At 43.9% G+C, this 17246-nt stretch carries 18 protein-coding genes; 7 read left to right on the top strand and 11 right to left on the bottom strand.

The features are described from left to right. Nucleotides 1-718 precede the first annotated feature (718 nt). Nucleotides 719-862 (top strand): hypothetical protein, encoded by a 144-nt coding sequence (locus V8Z93_RS03915; protein WP_439432457.1) that lies wholly within the window; start codon nt 719-721, stop codon nt 860-862. A gap of 389 nt (nt 863-1251) precedes the next feature. On the opposite strand, the gene tatC is transcribed toward V8Z93_RS03915, so the two are convergent. The 9 genes from tatC to V8Z93_RS03870 all read right to left on the bottom strand — a co-directional run bounded on the left by tatC (nt 1252) and on the right by V8Z93_RS03870 (nt 6476). After that, on the bottom strand, nt 1252-2061 hold the full coding sequence (tatC, locus tag V8Z93_RS03910; protein WP_439432456.1) for a twin-arginine translocase subunit TatC: 810 nt from the start codon (nt 2059-2061) through the stop codon (nt 1252-1254). Beyond that, nucleotides 2042-2329, bottom strand: a complete 288-nt coding sequence (locus V8Z93_RS03905; protein WP_118254399.1) for a Sec-independent protein translocase subunit TatA/TatB — start codon at nt 2327-2329, stop codon at nt 2042-2044. The genes tatC and V8Z93_RS03905 overlap by 20 nt, the downstream gene beginning before the upstream one ends. Beyond that, nucleotides 2326-2604: a CXXX repeat peptide modification system protein gene (locus V8Z93_RS03900; RefSeq protein WP_118254439.1), complete on the bottom strand. Its 279-nt coding sequence runs from the start codon at nt 2602-2604 to the stop codon at nt 2326-2328. Before V8Z93_RS03900 ends, V8Z93_RS03905 begins: the two co-directional genes overlap by 4 nt. Nucleotides 2605-2631: 27 nt before the next feature. After that, nucleotides 2632-3594, bottom strand: a complete 963-nt coding sequence (locus V8Z93_RS03895) for a CXXX repeat peptide maturase (RefSeq protein WP_439432455.1) — start codon at nt 3592-3594, stop codon at nt 2632-2634. Then, nucleotides 3591-4787, bottom strand: a complete 1197-nt coding sequence (locus V8Z93_RS03890) for a radical SAM peptide maturase, CXXX-repeat target family (protein ID WP_117662190.1) — start codon at nt 4785-4787, stop codon at nt 3591-3593. Before V8Z93_RS03890 ends, V8Z93_RS03895 begins: the two co-directional genes overlap by 4 nt. A gap of 53 nt (nt 4788-4840) precedes the next feature. Further along, nucleotides 4841-5143: a hypothetical protein gene (locus V8Z93_RS03885; protein ID WP_439432454.1), complete on the bottom strand. Its 303-nt coding sequence runs from the start codon at nt 5141-5143 to the stop codon at nt 4841-4843. Between the two features lie 159 nt (nt 5144-5302). Continuing rightward, a complete protein-coding gene (locus tag V8Z93_RS03880) occupies nt 5303-5794 on the bottom strand; it encodes a hypothetical protein (RefSeq protein ID WP_203040086.1) in 492 nt (163 codons plus the stop codon). 6 nt (nt 5795-5800) lie between these two features. Continuing rightward, nucleotides 5801-6112 (bottom strand): hypothetical protein, encoded by a 312-nt coding sequence (locus V8Z93_RS03875; protein ID WP_203040085.1) that lies wholly within the window; start codon nt 6110-6112, stop codon nt 5801-5803. Between the two features lie 37 nt (nt 6113-6149). Continuing rightward, the gene (locus V8Z93_RS03870) at nt 6150-6476 is read right to left on the bottom strand and encodes a hypothetical protein (protein WP_203040083.1); all 327 of its coding nucleotides are present in this window, start codon (nt 6474-6476) and stop codon (nt 6150-6152) included. A gap of 696 nt (nt 6477-7172) precedes the next feature. On the opposite strand from V8Z93_RS03870, the gene V8Z93_RS03865 reads away from it, so the two are divergent. The 6 genes from V8Z93_RS03865 (at nt 7173) to V8Z93_RS03840 (ending at nt 14906) form a co-directional block, all read left to right on the top strand. Beyond that, nucleotides 7173-8261, top strand: coding sequence for a PDDEXK nuclease domain-containing protein (locus tag V8Z93_RS03865; RefSeq protein ID WP_439432453.1), 1089 nt, complete (start codon nt 7173-7175; stop codon nt 8259-8261). Nucleotides 8262-8469: 208 nt separating this feature from the next. After that, complete coding sequence (locus V8Z93_RS03860; protein WP_439432452.1) at nt 8470-9756, top strand: glutamate-5-semialdehyde dehydrogenase; 1287 nt, start codon at nt 8470-8472, stop codon at nt 9754-9756. Between the two features lie 71 nt (nt 9757-9827). Continuing rightward, nucleotides 9828-10790, top strand: coding sequence for an acetylornithine carbamoyltransferase (locus V8Z93_RS03855; RefSeq protein ID WP_117694653.1), 963 nt, complete (start codon nt 9828-9830; stop codon nt 10788-10790). 143 nt (nt 10791-10933) lie between these two features. Beyond that, a complete protein-coding gene (locus tag V8Z93_RS03850; RefSeq protein ID WP_439432451.1) occupies nt 10934-11983 on the top strand; it encodes a Rid family hydrolase in 1050 nt (349 codons plus the stop codon). Nucleotides 11984-12126: 143 nt separating this feature from the next. Then, nucleotides 12127-13398, top strand: coding sequence for a DUF6057 family protein (locus V8Z93_RS03845; RefSeq protein ID WP_439432450.1), 1272 nt, complete (start codon nt 12127-12129; stop codon nt 13396-13398). A gap of 32 nt (nt 13399-13430) precedes the next feature. Beyond that, nucleotides 13431-14906, top strand: a complete 1476-nt coding sequence (locus V8Z93_RS03840; protein ID WP_439432449.1) for a hypothetical protein — start codon at nt 13431-13433, stop codon at nt 14904-14906. A 52-nt stretch (nt 14907-14958) separates the two neighbouring features. Here V8Z93_RS03840 and V8Z93_RS03835 read toward each other — a convergent pair whose 3' ends face one another. After that, entirely contained in the window at nt 14959-16110 is a 1152-nt protein-coding gene (locus V8Z93_RS03835) for a 1-acyl-sn-glycerol-3-phosphate acyltransferase (protein WP_439432448.1), read from the bottom strand. Between the two features lie 136 nt (nt 16111-16246). Then, nucleotides 16247-17242, bottom strand: coding sequence for a D-alanine--D-alanine ligase (locus V8Z93_RS03830; RefSeq protein WP_203050466.1), 996 nt, complete (start codon nt 17240-17242; stop codon nt 16247-16249). Between the last annotated feature and the right edge of the window lie 4 nt (nt 17243-17246).

Raw genomic sequence — 17246 nt, 5'->3', positions numbered from 1 at the left:
CATATACATTCGGCATCTCCTTCTGAATGACGGTGCAAAGATACGGCTTTTTTTCGACTCACTCTGAACTTTCGTGAAGATACGCAAAAAAAAACTAAAAAAATCTCTCTGTGGCTAAAATAGAATTCTCTGTGACTAAGATAAATCTCCCAGTGACTAAGATAAATCTCTCAGTGACTAAGATAGAAATCTCAGTGACTAAGATAGAAATCTCAATGACTAAGATAAAATCCCAGTTTGTGTGAAGGCAAGGCTGTGATGTGAAGGCATGGTTTCGAAAAACTAGTTTTCTAATACTAAAAACCTATATCTAAAACCCTGATATTCATTTCATTTACCTTTATAACACGCTGTATATACAAAAGTATTGGAGCCTAGGGTTCACATCACACCTTCAAACCAGCGGTCATTCGGGCTTGATTTCGGTTGCAAATGTAGGCAATGGCAGGAGAAAGTCCTAAGTATTTCTGCGACAGAGAAAATGTGCTTTAAACGTGCGGAATGTGCTTAAAAAAGATAGATTCCGCACGTTTAAAGCACATTTCTTAGATATCGCTTCATATTTGGGCTATTCCACGTACTCTTTTCTTTACTTTTTATTATAACAAACGTTAAAGATATACTTTAAACGTGCGGAATATATCTAAAAAAGATAGATTCCGCACGTTATCTCACTATTTTTTCGTATATTTGCCCCAGAAACATAACTATTTGAATCATGTTAATAGGTAGAAAAGAAGAACTGAAGACACTTCATCAAGCATTGATTGCTGATGAATCGAAGTTTGTTGCCATATATGGGCGCAGACGAGTGGGAAAGACTTTCCTGGTAAGGGAAGCCTTCAACAATCCTTATGCCTGAGATGTTCAGTCGGTAGTAACAATGGACGACTTGTTTGTTATCTAAAAAGTCGTACCTTTGCTATTACAATAAAATTGTAACACAAAAGGTGTAATGGCATATGAAACCAAATAACAAGAAATCGATTTTCGAGTAAGAAAGCATAACTTTCCGGGTAAGAGAGTATAGCTTCTTCTGCTTTGTCACTAGGCTCGGCAGGCCTGCTGAGGCTAGTCAGCAGATCTGCTTACTGCAGTCAGCACCTCTGCTGAGCCTAGTGGCAATACGTTAAAATTGTACAACATCATACCCTATAGTTGTACAAGCATACACCCTATAATTGTACAACTTCACACCCTATAGTCGTACGACAACAAATCTCGTGTTGTACGACTATGCATATATTGTTTCTATGCGCTACAGTTCGTTTGATTTACTCGTCCAACAATCAATATACTCAGTTCGTAAAGTCCATACATTGGAAGCGTGACCATGCAACAAGTGAAGAGGTCAGGAGGAGTAATAATGGCGGCAATGATGGCTATCACTACAAAAGCATGGCGGCGGTATTGCTTCATAAAGCCTGCCTGAAGCATACCTAATTTGGCCAAAAAGAACGACAACACTGGTATTTGAAAGACCAAGCCCATCACCAACGTCAAAGTAATAAATGTTGAGATATAGGAAGAAAGATTAATCTGGTTCACTACACTTGCCGCCACCTGATAAGTCCCCAGAAAACGCAATGCGAAAGGAAACAAGACATAATAGCTCATCAGCACGCCGAGCATAAAAAGCAGATATACCGCTATGGCCACTGATGCGGAATATCGCCGCTCATTCTCATAGAGAGCAGGAGCTATAAAGCGATATAGTTCTATCACTACATACGGCAGGGAGAACAACAAAGCAAGATAGAAGGAGGTAGAGACATGCGTCATAAACTGGCTCGACAGTTCCGTATTGATTAGTTGCACATGGTACGGCTCAAAATGAAAATCTATCCCTATTTCTCTCGCCAACCATTCTATCACTTGATAGGTAGAAAAGTCGCTGCCGCTCGGTGCCAGTAATAATGAAAAGGTCGTATCCTTGGCACAGAATATAACGATAGCTATGATTATCGCCACGGCTAAAATACGGAAAAGCATCTTGCGGAATACCTCAAGATGCTCTCCGAATGTCATCAGTGGGTTCTGATTATTCTCCTTTTCCATCATTCTCGTCTATAGAAGGATCTACCTGATGGGCATCCTTTGGCTGTTTTTTTGCATCATCATGCTTGCCAGCAGATGAAGTTGTTTGCTTTGCAGCATTATCGTCCTCAGGTTCTGTAACTTCTCTCATTCCGTCCTTGAAGCTGCGCACACCTTGTCCCAAGCCCTTCATCATCTCTGGCAATTTCTTTCCACCAAAGAGCAGAAGTACCAAGGCTGCGATAAGCAACAGTTCGGATGTTCCTATCATTAACAAATGGTTTGCCATCATACGCTTCCTCCCACTAAATAGATTTCACATGTCTCGAAGTTGATTTCCCAGTTGCCACCTTCAATGCTCTCCCATTGGTATTTCTCGCCCATGCGATCCCACCAGCTTTGGAATTTTGTACCTGTTTCCCCCATATCCTTGACCAGCTTCTCATAGAGCTCATGGTTGTCTGCCGTCAAGATTTTTGCCAGTTCATTCAAACCATTGCGGCGCTCAAAGAGTTGCTGAATCTCGTTTCTTTCTTCTATGGTCACTTGACCTACTACTTTTCTTATTGCCATATACAGTTATATCTTTAATAGTTATTGATTGTTCCACTCATTCCTCATATCATAAGGATCAAGATAAGAAATTTCCTTGATTTCTTCCTTGTCGGGAAGAAACTCGCCATACCTGCGCAAAGTCTGCATCAAGTTACGACTCTCATTCCGCTCCAAATGCGCCACTACACACTGCTCATGGCTCGGGGTGTTCACCTCCAACGTCAGTTTGCGGTTCAACCAGATGCAACGCTTGCACTGGTAAGCATCACAATGGCGACAGATGGGTGCATGATCAAGCCTATAGAGCTGCGGATTCCTTACATCCAGTCCATTGTGCAGACTTCCCACCGAATATCCATCTTCCGAAAGATAGAAGGCGGGACACACATAGAAGTTGCCGTCTGGAGCCAAGGTGAGGCATGTATCCCCTGCCCCACAGTTGTTCATCCCATCAAGCATCATACGGTCAGTGAGCAAATTGAGTTGCGGTGATTTACCATCCACATAAAGACTCGCAACAGACTTATTGATATCCTGAAGCCATAATTTGTAAGCGTCAAAGTCTGCATTAGAAAAACGTTCTAAGTCCGTTATAACAATATTCAAACGAGCCACCTTATTTAATATGGTCACAATAAGGGAAGACTGGGTGAACAAAGAATCTTTGTCTATTCTCAATACATAAGAAGTGGCATACTTCGCGCCTTTTCTTACGAGTAGTTCAGCCTCTTCCATACCATCCAACACCACAACATCCGCACCATCAGATACGACCAAAGGCTTTATCTTTACATGGTCAATGCACTCTATCGCCGCCTCATATTCCGCAGGGAGAGGATAATCGGGATAGACGAACTGCACATTGAGGTTTTCTTTCATCGCATAGAGAATGCTAGCCTTCAAGGTATCCAAAGGCATCAGCCTACGCTCCTGTTCCTTGTTCGGATAAAGGCAGAATGACACCGAGGTATCATCCAATAATATCACAATGTATTGTCTCATGCTTTCTCTATTTTACGATAAAGTTTGTTCCAATAATAGTTGTTGGCGTGTACCCTTGCCTTGTGCATCTTGCAGATGGCTGTGGCACGCTGGTAGATGGTCGGTGTATCGGCGGCATCATAATTCTCTCCCTGACACCAGGCACAGCCTTCAGCCACTTCACAATCGATGCACTCTTGTGTGGACTGCGTACAACGGTCTAAGGTCAAGAACGGTCGGAGTTTATTCTGGTCAATGCCATCATGAATATTACCGATAATCCATGCTTTCTTGCTACGTAGAGAATACTGGGCAAATCGGGTGCAGGGATAAAAGTTACCCTCCGCATCCACTGCGAGCATCTTACCAGCTCCACACCAGTTCTGATTTTGTAAGTGGCAGTCCATCGGCTTGCCCATGTGCTCAGTAAAGAACGAGCAGGCATAGTCTTCGTAATAGCCGCCATCGATTATCGCATCCGCCAACAGCATGAGTTGTTCCTCGAAGAGTTTGTCATCCCCTTCTTCCCATACATTCTCAAATACACAGTTGATATTCACCTCATGAATACCCAACGAATAGAGATGCAACACACTATCCTTGATATAAGGAATGTCAGCACTGCTGATAGTCACCTTGGTACTCGCATTAGGAAACTGTTCTAGCCACAAAGGGATATTCTTTACCACATCCTCATAAGACCCTCGTTCTTCCTCAGGCCTGGGCATGATGCCTTTCTCCATATCCCGAGTCTTCCAAATACGATTGAGATCATGTTTCTGCTTGGTACCATCGATAGTGATTCCGATGGAGAGATGTTGTCGGTTCTTTTGGATAAATCGCTGTACTTTCTCTGTTCCGTAATTGATGCCATTTGTAGAGAATGAGAAGCGATAGGAGTTGAACCAATGATGGTTTCTGCGGAACATCTCCACCTTGAGATAGTCGCATATCTTGTCGATAAGGTCTATCTCCAGAAAGGGTTCGCCGCCTATAAAGTCCCATATCACGCTCTCCTCCTTCATCTCGTCCTCATGGTCAAGCACATAGTCAATGGCTTGCTTAGCAACCTCCCAGGACATTCTCTCTTTCGTGTTCTTTCCCACGAGGTAGCAGTATTTACAAGCCAATTGACAATCCTTGGTGACGATGAAGGTGATATTCTTGGCGATGCCTGATTGCCATTCACTGCGACTTGTTCTGATCTTTTCCATTTACTATTAATAACTAACAAATACAACACCGCCAGAACAACCATTAGAGCATCCTAATCCACAGCTTCCACGGCAAGTTCCTGTACAGTCACCACGGCAATTACCGCTACAACCACGGCCGCAACCTCCTGTACAAGTTGATAAGCAGTTATTGCCACAATTATATATACATTCGTTGCTGCAACTCTGTTGACAAGTCTGTGAACACATAATTCCACAATCTGACTGACATGTACTTGCGCATCCCTGTCCGCAACCACTTCCACAAGAGGTTGTACATGTTGTCTGACAACCACCTTGACACCCTTTACAGCCAGACTTACAACCATTTGTACAAGATGTAGTACATAATCCATAACATGAGCCATTACAAGTCTGCGGTGCTAATTGTTCTTCATCACTACCCCAAACCACAGATGAAGGCAGAATCAAGCAACCTAAAATTGGCAACACTCGTTTTGTTGCGTTTTTAAGAAATGCTCTTCTATTCATATTTTCCTTTTTCATGTCCGATACTAATCAAAACTAAAACCAAAACCTACATTTTCCCACCAAAGATTATATGTTCCAATCTTATCACCTTTAGTGGGAGAAATTTTTATCGTTACTATTTTCTTCACCTTAATTACAGGTCTTGTATCAGAATAATTATATTCTATCCACTGCCAATTCTTTTTAAATATATCGTAAGCGGTTGGATAATCATCACAAATATAGTACTCTATTGTTCCTGTGAACTCCAGCCATTGCTTGTTTTTAAACATCACTTTTCTCTGCTTCTTATCTGGTAATGTTTCAGGATTATCAATAGTTATACGAAATAGATAATTATGAACACTACCGCCATTTGCATTATATATCACAAAATCGTGCCAATTACCAGATGCCCTTGCAAAATAACGAGGGCTCCATTCTGACCATAAGCCATCATAAAAATAACTCCAACTAATAGCCTTTACAGCAACCGACATAAGAACCAACCCCAATATGACAATTAATCTTTTCATGTTCTATCATTTTATATTGTTCATCGTCACACTATTTTTAAGCTTACCAAGATTTTTCAAGTCATTGAAAGCTGTAGCCAAAATATTAATTCTATCGTGAAACACTCGATATTCCTCATCTGTTTGATGAGTCATATAGATATTACAAATCCATTCTACTACTTCACTTGGAGGCAAAGAATTGATTGCACACTGATACAAATATTCAAGAACCTTTCGGTAACTTCCTGCATTTCCAAAAGGATCTCCGTTAGTATAAGAAACATGCTCTACTTCATCTACTAACGCTTGTTTTGCTGTTTCAACACTTTTCACCATATTACTAATTATTTATTACACATTGCACCTACTAATGCTACCAACCCATAATATCCACACGGTATCTCATATCACGATACACTTTATCACCTTCTGTCTTTATATACACAGAATATCTCTGTATTCCACCAGGTGATAGACTCACTATTCCTTCAGAATCAGAATCATGGCGTTCTACATAATTACACTCACCGATGACGTGAAAGTTACATTCATTTGCATACTGTCCTTCCTTAAATTCTGCACTCTTAAGAGAAAAACTATTTAAATGAAGTTTCTTGCTTCCTCGATAATAATCAAAGAGTTCCATTTCACGTAGCAACTGGAGCAAATCTTTCTTTAATATATCTTCATCTACTTTCATATACTACTTATTATTTAATTCACTATCATTTATTATTTGTTTCAAAAGGCCAAAAACGCACCTGTTTGCCAAACTGCAAATACTAGCGAATCGCCTAGATTTTGATTCATATTTAACCTTTTCTACTATATTGCATGTACGTCGGAATTATGATAGAACACTATTCATAGTTGAATCCATTGTATGGCATGCTTAAACTACCCTCCTCACGTGGCTCCTCGTGCTTTTAAAAAGTTTAACCACCCATACACAAAAAAGAAACGTGGAGCCAGTCCGTCACTCGTTCCACTGTGTGAGGCTTCTCGCATTGCCCGATAAGTCGAAACGAGCAACGCTGAAAGCCCCACGTAAATGTATATATAATCATCCCACAAGATACAATCCATCCATAGAAATGGATACTGCATCTTGAAAGGAATGTATACAATACACCCAAGGGGCGTTCCCGTTGCTTTGTTCTTGACTTATCGTTGAACTTTGCGAGAATTCCACACAGTCAAAACCAAAGCGTACAGTTACGCCTTTTATGTATATGTGTCTCCCTAAGCATCCCACCCACGAGGGCTTTCAGCAAGGGCTTGACGATGCAAAGATAGTAAAAGTTTTGGTTTCCACAAACTTTTTAACCATATTTTTGCACTTTACCAATAAAAAAGCGTATCTTTGCACTCATCATACATAAAACAAGGCATAATTATGAAGCAGATGGAGCACTCATATAAAGGAGAAGAGAAGTTTCTCGTAAATGATTTGAAGACAATAGTCAGCAAAGCAAGGAGCAAAGCTTTCGCTGCCGTCAATTATTCTCTGGTGGAAAGAAACTGGAGAATAGGGAAACGTATTGTGGAAGAGGAGCAGAACGGAGAAGCAAGGGCTGAGTATGGAAAGCATATTATTGAGGTGGCATCCGCTGCACTTACAGAGGAATTTGGGAAAGGGTTCTCTGAGACAAACCTCATAAATTTCAAGAAGTTCTTCCTATTATTCAAAGAATTAGAAATTCATCAGACAGTGTCTGAGGAATTCAGAAAGCAAGTATTACATTTACTTCCTTGGTCTCATTACGAGCGACTTATACGAGTAGAAGACAAAAAGGCTCGTGAATGGTATGCAAAGGAGGCATTCGAGCAAGGTTGGAGTTTCAGAACCTTGAACCGCAACATCAACACCTTATATTATGAACGTCTTCTTATGTCAAAGAAGAAGCAGCCAGTCGTTAACGAGATGCAAGACAAGACAAAGGCTTATCAGCAAGACAAACTCGAATACATCAAATCACCAGTTGTCTTGGAATTCCTTGGATTGCCAGAAGACACATCCCTCGCTGAATCAAAACTGGAGACTGCCATCATCAACAACCTAGAGAAATTCTTGATGGAAATGGGAAAGGGATATGCGCTTGTGGCTCGCCAGCAACATATCCGAACCGAGGAGAACGACTACTACATCGATTTGGTGTTTTACAATTACCTCATTAAATCCTTTATCTTGGTCGATTTGAAGGTAAATCGCATCACCTACCAGGATGTAGGACAAATGGATATGTATCTCCAGATGTACGACAAGATGAAAAAAGGACCAGACGACAACCCTACCATCGGCATCATCCTTTGCACCGAGACCGATTCGGATGTAGCACGATACTCTACCCTCGCAAAAAACGACCAGATGTTCGCTGCAAAATACAAGCTTTACCTGCCAGACAAGGAAGACTTGAGAAGAGAAATCGAACGACAAAAAGAACTATATCTGATGGCTCATCCTGAAGAAAACGATAAAGAGTAATTCTTCTGGCAGTATCAAAATTATTAAAAGACACCATTACAAAAAGGTCAGACGCTGTCTGACCTTTTTTAATCTCATTTTCCGTATAACTATACATTTTTATGTAAAATCATCACTTTTTCTTGCATAAAGTTTGCGATTTCCAATAATTATACTTACCTTTGCAACGAAATAACATCTTATCATTAAATAAGAAAGGAAATTGTAAATGGAACTAAAAGAGACTTTCCAAAAAGTGAAGGCTGCCAGCAAGACCCTGGGCTTGCTCAGCGATGAACAACGTAATGAAATCCTGCAGGCGGTGGCTGACGCTATCATCGCCGAGACTCCTGCGCTCCTCCAGGCAAACGCAGAAGACTTGGCGAAGATGGATAAGACTAACCCGCTCTACGACCGATTGCAACTCACCGAGCAGCGACTTCAGGATATTGCTTCGGATATGAGACACGTAAGTACCCTGCCCTCACCGCTCGGAAGAGTTCTCAAAGACAAGACACTCGACAACGGATTGCACCTGCAGCGAGTAGCCGTTCCATTCGGAGTTATCGGTATGATTTACGAGGCCCGTCCTAATGTTACCTACGATGTTTTTTCTCTCTGTTTCAAGAGTGGAAATGCATGCGTACTGAAAGGTGGAAAGGATGCTAACGCCTCTAACTCAGCGGGTGTCGAACTTATCCACAGGGTGTTGATAAAGTATGGCGTGAATCCAAACGTATGTACGCTTCTACCAGCTACCCATGAGGCTACAGGCGAAATGCTGAATGCCGTGGGCTATATCGATCTCTGCATTCCTCGAGGTGGAAAGAAGCTTATCAACTTCGTTCGTGATACTGCCAAAGTGCCGGTTATCGAGACTGGAGCTGGCGTGGTACACTGCTACTTCGATAAAGATGGCGACCTGGAGATGGGCGAGCGCATCATCACAAATGCCAAGTGCCGAAGAGTGAGCGTATGCAATGCACTCGACTGCCTGCTGATTCATGAAAGCAGATTAAACGACCTCCCTGCCCTCTGCGAGGGGCTCGCCGAGAAGCAGACCAAGATTCATGCAGATGCCAAGGCCTACGAGGCATTAAAGGGGCACTATCCTGACACCTTATTATATAAGGCTGAGGAAAGCGAAGCGAAGATGAAGAAAACTGATGCTAACATGAAGAGCATCTGGAACACCGAATGGCTCAGCATGCAGATGGGTATCAAGACCGTGGCTTCGGAAGATGAGGCACTCGAGCATATCGCCACCTACGGAAGCGGACACAGCGAGAGCATCGTTTCCAATAACGAAGCAACCCAGAAGAAGTTCCAGGCATTGGTAGATGCAGCCTGCGTTTATGTAAACGCTCCTACCAGCTTTACCGATGGCGCACAGTTCGGATTGGGCGCAGAAATTGGCATCAGTACACAGAAGCTTGGAGCCCGCGGACCTATGGCGCTAGAAGAGATTACCACCTACAAGTGGTTGATTACAGGAAATGGACAGACAAGGAAGTGAAGAACGAAAAGTGAAGAGTGAAGAATTCAATAGCTTTATATTAGAAATAACAAACAAAAAACGAAATAACAATGAAGACATTCTTTAATGTTGAAGACCTTGGCGACTTGAAAGCAGCGCTCGCCGAGGCACAGGAAGTGAAAGCTAACCGTTTCGGTTATCAGGAGTTGGGCAAGAACAAAACCTTGCTGATGATATTCTTCAATAACAGTCTCCGTACCCGACTGAGTACACAGAAGGCTGCGATGAACCTAGGCATGAATGTGATCGTGCTCGACGTGAACGCCGGTGCATGGAAACTGGAGACAGAGCGTGGCGTTATCATGGATGGCGACAAGAGCGAACATCTGCTGGAAGCTATCCCAGTAATGGGTAGCTTCTGCGATTTGATTGGCGTGCGCAGCTTTGCCGGTTTGAAAGACCGTGACTACGATTACGCCGAGACCATCGTAAACCAGTTTGTGAAGTACAGCGGCCGCCCAGTCTTCGCCATGGAGACAGCCACCGTTCACCCACTCCAAGCATTCGCCGACCTCATCACCATTGAGGAGCATAAGAAGGTGGCTCGTCCTAAGGTAGTTTTGACCTGGGCTCCTCACTGCCGTGCCCTGCCTCAGGCTGTGCCAAACTCATTCGCCCAGTGGATGAATGCAGCCGATGTTGATTTCGTGGTTACTCACCCTGAGGGCTACGAGCTTGATCCAAAGTTCGTAGGCAACGCCAAAGTGGAGTACGACCAGAAGAAGGCACTGGAAGGTGCAGACTTCGTTTATGCCAAGAACTGGAGCTGCCCGGGCGTGAAAAATCCAGCACAGTATGGTGAGATATTGAGCAAGGATATGAGCTGGACCATCGACGAGGAGCACATGAGCTGGACCAATGATGGTTGCTTCATGCACTGCCTGCCTGTTCGCCGCGGTCTGATTGTTACCGATGATGTCATCGAGAGCAAGAACAGTCTGGTAATTCCAGAGGCAGCCAACCGTGAGATTTCAGCCGAAGTTGTAATCAAGCGCATGCTCGAATCGCTTTAATATTTTACAGATAGCAGGAATACCCATCACCATAAGTAGGTATTTTCATCAAAAGTCCATCTTGTTTTTTTCTTTTCTCATGAATTATCCGTAACTTTGCAGAAAAATTGTAGAAGATATTCAGAAGAAAAGACAAAAACAAGATGGATAAATACAGCATTATTACACCAGAAGTGATGGGGACATTCAATGACCGCCTCAACTTTCTGTATCTAAAACTAGGTAATTATCTCGATATTGAGAAACAGGAGCATCGCACTTTGCAATATTGCAAGGTATTTCTCAGCGACTCCCAAAATCAGATTCAGGATTTCCAGGACTCTCTTCTCTATCAAGAGTATCTGAAAGATATACACCTCACCATCGTAGAGCAAACACCCCTCTGCGGCAGCAAGATTTCACTTCTGGTCAAGACCACGGACGATGAGACACCACTCCTATTCCATAGTCTTCGCCTGACGGAGGAAGAAGCAAAGGGGAAGGATTCATACGAGCAGACCAACCTTCTTTTCAACAAATATCTGCAAATCATTGCAGATACGGATATGACGATGGAACGCAATCTTGTGCGTACCTGGATATACGTTACCAACATCGACGTGAATTACCAGGGCGTAGTGGAAGCACGCAACGACATTTTCGACAAGGAAGGATTAACTGCCGACACCCACTACATCGCCAGCACCGGCATCGGAGGAGCCACTCCCGTTCGCCATGCAGCAGTAGCCATCGATTTCCTCACCTTCCCCGGCATCAAGGAAGAAGACAAGAAGTATCTCCAGGCACTGGAACATCTGAACCCTACCCATGAATATGGCGTAGCCTTCGAAAGGGGAACCCGGGTTACGCTGCCAACGCATTGCAGCAATTCTGATGGAAGCCAGCATTTCAAGCAGCAATACTTCATCTCAGGCACGGCGAGCATCGACAAACTGGGAAACGTAGTTTATGAAGAAGATATTGTGAGACAGACCGGCAGACTGCTGGAGAACGTAGGAGCCTTACTGAAAGATGGCGATGCCACCATGAACGATATCCAATATTTCATCATCTACCTGCGAGATATTTCCGACTATCATACGGTAGATAGAATGATGCAACAGTTTTATCCGCAGATACCCCGCATCATCGTAGAAGCCAAAGTCTGCAGACCAGGATGGCTGATTGAGATGGAATGTATCGCAGAAAGATAATAAAAATGCAGAAATTTGCCCCCAACAAGCAAATTTCTGCATTTTTATTATCTAATCTTATATTTTTTTTCTACCTTTGCAATAACCAAACTTATCAAATTATGAGTAGTAATCTAAAAAGCTTTTGCATATTCATCATATATATGCTTGGGGCAATAGCATGTTTTGCTTTCTTCCAATTCTGCTATCCCTATCATCTGTATTACCAGGAGCAGAACCAGCTGTTCCTGGCATCATGGGATTATCTTACCACCTATCTGGAAAAACCAGGTTGGCTGGCATGTATGGCTGGTGATTTTCTCACACAGTTCTATCTCTATCGCTTTATGGGGGCAACCATTCTTACTCTCTGCATCCTTCTCGCCGGGCATAACATCAAATGTGCGGTAAGAAAGGCAGATATCAAGGGTACATGGCTACCCAACCTTGCGGCATTCGTCGTGATGACGCTGCTGGTATGCTTCAGCTTTGACTACGACTACCGCCTGAGCAGCATTCTGGCAATAGCCGGTGGTGCCAGCGTATTCTGTATCAGCACCACAATACTTGTCAGCACCAGAAAGTTGATCAACAAGATAGAAAAGATGGACGAAAATAATCCTACATTGCATCGCATGGGACTTCCGATCTGGATCTCAACATTCAGTATCACCATATCAATTTTCGTATGTCATTGGTTCTTCGGATACGGCGTATGGATTTACGGCGCACTGGTCTTCATAGGCAACCTCATGAACATCATGAAAGCAGGCACCTACTATTGCCTGACCGCCCTGGTGATTACCTTCTTCCTGCTCATGCTCTGCAAACGCCTTTACTTCTGTGATTTCCAAACCATCTATACGTATCCGGGTATAGGCAAATTGGTAAAACCACAATTAGACCAAGAAAGGACACTCGCTGTGGATTGTGAATACTACTTTGGCAACTACAACCGGGTAATCAACATGGTTGAAAAGGATAAGAACCCGAACCAGTACATGAAGTTTTACCATGACCTCATTATGGCACAATTTCGCAGTCAGCCTGCTTCCTTAAATAAGTACCCCAACAAAGACATCGGTACCTTTGAGACATTGGAAACCAACCCTTCCCTGCTCACCATCCATGCACTGAATGAACTATACTGGGTTCTAGACGATATGACCTTCTGCGAACGGGCAGCCATGCTGGGAAACATATATTCCCCCAACTGCCGCAACATCCGCATGGTGAAGCGACTTGCAGAAATCAATCTGGTGAGAGGAAATTATGCCGCCACCCGCAAATATCTTCGTATTCTTCAAAAGACATTCGTCTGGAAAAGATGGGCCGACCGCATTTTCGCTTCTCTCGGCAAAAACGCCAGTGCAGAAGAGAAAGCCATACTGCAGACGTATCTCGACAAGCGCAAGAACATCAGACTTGAGCAGTAAGACAACAACAACCAGTTTATAAAGCAAGTAAGATGAAACACAAGAACATTCTAAATAGCACCCTGGCAGGACTTCTTCTGTTCGCCTCATGCGCCCAAACTCACGAGAATGCGGAGCAGGTGAACCATCTGCCCAATATGTATCCCGACTATGCCGATGTTACCATTCCCGTGAACATCGCACCGCTCAACTTCGAGATTCGAAACAAGCATCTCTGCAACATAGAGACCATACTCACCATAGAAGGAGCAGATGAGGATGATGCAGATAATACCCTGACGGCTACCAGCAATAGCCAAAATCTGAAGTTCGACTTAAAAGAGTGGAAATATTTCCTGGCGAAGGCAGCTGGCAAGAACATCAAGGTGCAGATATATTCCAAGAGCGATGAAGGAAAATGGACAGCCTTCAGACCTTTTACCTGGCAAGTGGTGAGCGACAGCATCGACTCGTATCTTACCTATCAGCTCATAGAACCAACCTATGATGTATGGAGTAAGACCAAAACAAAACAACGCTGTATAGAGAACTGGGATGAAAAGATAATCGCCGATTACACCTTGATTAAAAATCTCAAGATGAACACGTATGCGTATGGCAACCAGGACGCGAATCTCAGCATCATCTATCTAAGAGGAGAAAATGGAGGTACCATACTCAACCGCAACGGTAAACTGAGAAAACTCAACCTGCAAGGCAAGGGCATGGCTTCACCTGGAATATATTACAGTTTCAATCCTTCGGGCAGATATCTCACCTATTCAACCAATACAATGGTGAGAGATTTCAATATCAATACCGACAAGCGACTGGAAGTATATGATACGGCAAGCAGCATATATGTGGCCGACCTCAACGACAACCACATCATCTCATCACCACTGGCAAGCGACAGTAGCCGTCTGGAGACTTTTCCCACCTTTTCGCCCAACGGCAAATACATCTACTACTGTGCTGCCAACAAGAAGGAACTGTCCGACAAGAATCTGAAAAATCTGAAATATGCCTTGGTGCGCATTCCCTTCAATGAGGGAAATGGCAGATTTGGAGAAAGAATAGACACCCTCTACTCATCCCGTTCCGTATGTCATCCTAAGCTCAGCCCTGACGGCAGATTCTGTCTCTTCACGGTCCTGGATTACGGTACCTTCCCAGCCTGGCACACAGAGTCAGACCTCTATATGCTGGATTTACAGACAGGCAAGACCGACAGCCTCAACATTGTGAACAGCAAGAAGAGCGACACCTATCACTGCTGGTCACATACCGGTAGATGGTTTGTCTTCATCAGCAAACGGGATGATGGCATCTACGGCAAACCTTACTTCTGCTATATCGACCGGCAAGGCAAGGCCCACAAGCCATTTGTACTCCCACAAAAGGAGCCGACCTTTTACGACGACTGCCTGAAGAGTTTCAACATCCCGGAATTGAGCCGAGGTCCTGTACCTTTCAATACCATTGGCATCGAACAGGCACTGAAACAGGAAGCAGAACAATTCAGATAAACAAAAAAAGTCCGGGCCTATGAAGGCTCGGACTTTTTTGTTTATCCATACTTTATTTATTTACAGCCAAATAATTGCGTGCCGGATTGGCATACATGGTTAAGAATCGCTCCTTCAAATATGCTTCATCCTTACCAGGAAGGTCAATTTTAGCAAGCTGCCCCTCCATATATCTTTCAAAATTAGCTTTTTCTTCTGCAGTATATTCTGCCTGATGCGCATCAGAACCCTCCAGAAGATCCAGGGCTACATAGTTGCCCGGATAGAGGCGGTAGTTCTTGAATATCTGCTCATCTATATAGGCTGCCACCTTATTATACAGTTCCTGCTTAGGTGTATCAGGATCCAGAGAATCGAGATACTTATCAAGACATGGAGCTGCATGATAATGCACATGACCCTTATAGCCGAAGATACCGGTCTGCATGCTTACCAAATCATCCATAGGGCCCTTCTTCCAGTCGGCGTTATCGCGCTTCTGCTGGAACTCCTTTGCCTTCAGAAAATCGCATGGGTCGTACTCATAACTGATAGACAGAGGTACAAGATGCAGCTGCTTCAAGCGTTCGATGATACTGCCTTCTCCACCCATCGACATCATCTGCAGAATACTCTTCTGGGTGCGGTCGTTGCTATCCTTGGCTCTACCCTCTCGCTGGGCAATCCAGATATTCTCATTCTTCTCCTTGATGGCGAAATGCATGTAATCGGAAAGACGCTTGCTCGACACGAGCATCTGGCGCATACTCAAGGCACGCTCCACGATAAACGCCTTGTTGACACGTACCAGGTCCTTGACCCAAGGAAGTGACAGAAGGTTGTCACCGATGGCAATCTCGCAGGTGGTCTTGAAGCCATTATCGATAAGCATTACATCGAGGATAGCTGAATCGAGCACGATATCACGATGGTTACTGATGAAGGAATAGTTGCGGGTATTATCGATGGCTGTGCAATCCATCTCACAACCCGTTGCTGCCTTCTTCAGGATGCCATGGACAAAATCGTAGGCTAAAGCCAACTGAAAGTCGAGGTTGGTCTTGCAAGCCTTCAACTTCTGGGCAATCATCTCGAAAGGAACTTGTGGATAAAGATAAGCAAGTACCTGCTTAAACTGATCGTTTGAAAGCAAACGGTCGAACACCTCAGGAAGGTCTTCTGGCTCCCAAGGTCGAATGGTATCAAATTCTTGAGGGATCTTCATAACTTTATGGTTTTCGGGAGTTAAGGAGTTATAGGAGTTAAGACAAATGTTCTAAAACGATATATTTACATACCATTAAATTCTACCGTTGTCTTAACTCCTTAACTTCTTTAACTACTTAACTCCTCATTAATTATTAGAACTGATTCTCCACGATGTCGCTGAGCACGTCCTTGATGTCAAGACCTGCAGCACGCACCTGCTGAGGAATGAAACTAGTAACGGTCATACCCGGAGTGGTATTAATCTCCAGCATATTCACCTTGTCCTTACCGTCCTTATCCTTAGAGATGATGTAGTCGATGCGGATGATACCGTTGGCATGGAGAATGTCGTAGATGCGGGATGTGGTCTTTGCCACCTCTTCTGCTGTCTCTGGAGAGAGACGGGCTGGAGTGATTTCCTGTACCTGACCATTGTACTTGGCATCATAGTCGAAGAACTCGTTGCTGGTTACTACCTCGGTAGCTGGCAACACTACTGTCTTCTCGGCTGTCTTGTAGATACCCTGAGAAATCTCGACTCCATCAAGGAAGCCTTCAATCATTACCTCGTTGCTCTCCATGAAAGCCACACGGAGGGCTGGAGCCAACTGGTCGGCATTCTTCACCTTGCTCACACCGAAGCTGCTGCCGTCGGCTGCTGGCTTCACGAAACAAGGCATACCGATGCGCTCGGCAATGGCATCCTCATCATACTCCTCACCACGACGAAGCAAGATACTGTCAGCCACGTTGATTCCAAAGCCACGGAGATAGTTGTTGAGCACATACTTATCAAAGGTCAGTGCCTCTACCAGCACGCCGCTGGTAGAATATGGCAGATGGATGAGGTCGAAGTAGCCCTGCATCACGCCGTTTTCACCAGGCTGTCCGTGGATGGTGATATAAGCATAATCAAAGTAAACATGCTTGCCGTCTTTTACAAACGAGAAGTCGTTCTTGTCAATCTCAATAGTCTCACCATTATCCAAGGCCACGTGCCAATCAGTGCCCTTCACGTCGACGAGATAGATATCATAACGCTCCTTGTCGAAGAAAGAATACAAACCCTGACCTGAGCGCAATGATACGTCGTGCTCAGAAGAATCACCACCACATACGATGGCTATCGTTCTCTTGCTATTTTCCATAATC

The sequence above is a fragment of the Segatella copri genome (genome assembly GCF_051861805.1).
Lineage (GTDB): Bacteria > Bacteroidota > Bacteroidia > Bacteroidales > Bacteroidaceae > Prevotella > Prevotella copri_M.
This window is presented reverse-complemented; position numbering and strand designations above follow the sequence as displayed.

What these genes read in the sequence shown, in the direction of transcription:
- V8Z93_RS03915 (WP_439432457.1), top strand. Translation starts at nt 719, where the DNA reads ATGTTAATAGGTAGAAAAGAAGAACTGAAGACACTTCATCAAGCATTG.
- tatC (WP_439432456.1), bottom strand. Translation starts at nt 2,061, where the DNA reads ATGATGGAAAAGGAGAATAATCAGAACCCACTGATGACATTCGGAGAG.
- V8Z93_RS03905 (WP_118254399.1), bottom strand. Translation starts at nt 2,329, where the DNA reads ATGATGGCAAACCATTTGTTAATGATAGGAACATCCGAACTGTTGCTT.
- V8Z93_RS03895 (WP_439432455.1), bottom strand. Translation starts at nt 3,594, where the DNA reads ATGAGACAATACATTGTGATATTATTGGATGATACCTCGGTGTCATTC.
- V8Z93_RS03890 (WP_117662190.1), bottom strand. Translation starts at nt 4,787, where the DNA reads ATGGAAAAGATCAGAACAAGTCGCAGTGAATGGCAATCAGGCATCGCC.
- V8Z93_RS03885 (WP_439432454.1), bottom strand. Translation starts at nt 5,143, where the DNA reads ATGGATTATGTACTACATCTTGTACAAATGGTTGTAAGTCTGGCTGTA.
- V8Z93_RS03880 (WP_203040086.1), bottom strand. Translation starts at nt 5,794, where the DNA reads ATGAAAAGATTAATTGTCATATTGGGGTTGGTTCTTATGTCGGTTGCT.
- V8Z93_RS03875 (WP_203040085.1), bottom strand. Translation starts at nt 6,112, where the DNA reads ATGGTGAAAAGTGTTGAAACAGCAAAACAAGCGTTAGTAGATGAAGTA.
- V8Z93_RS03870 (WP_203040083.1), bottom strand. Translation starts at nt 6,476, where the DNA reads ATGAAAGTAGATGAAGATATATTAAAGAAAGATTTGCTCCAGTTGCTA.
- V8Z93_RS03865 (WP_439432453.1), top strand. Translation starts at nt 7,173, where the DNA reads ATGAAGCAGATGGAGCACTCATATAAAGGAGAAGAGAAGTTTCTCGTA.
- V8Z93_RS03860 (WP_439432452.1), top strand. Translation starts at nt 8,470, where the DNA reads ATGGAACTAAAAGAGACTTTCCAAAAAGTGAAGGCTGCCAGCAAGACC.
- V8Z93_RS03855 (WP_117694653.1), top strand. Translation starts at nt 9,828, where the DNA reads ATGAAGACATTCTTTAATGTTGAAGACCTTGGCGACTTGAAAGCAGCG.
- V8Z93_RS03850 (WP_439432451.1), top strand. Translation starts at nt 10,934, where the DNA reads ATGGATAAATACAGCATTATTACACCAGAAGTGATGGGGACATTCAAT.
- V8Z93_RS03845 (WP_439432450.1), top strand. Translation starts at nt 12,127, where the DNA reads ATGCTTGGGGCAATAGCATGTTTTGCTTTCTTCCAATTCTGCTATCCC.
- V8Z93_RS03840 (WP_439432449.1), top strand. Translation starts at nt 13,431, where the DNA reads ATGAAACACAAGAACATTCTAAATAGCACCCTGGCAGGACTTCTTCTG.
- V8Z93_RS03835 (WP_439432448.1), bottom strand. Translation starts at nt 16,110, where the DNA reads ATGAAGATCCCTCAAGAATTTGATACCATTCGACCTTGGGAGCCAGAA.
- V8Z93_RS03830 (WP_203050466.1), bottom strand. Translation starts at nt 17,242, where the DNA reads ATGGAAAATAGCAAGAGAACGATAGCCATCGTATGTGGTGGTGATTCT.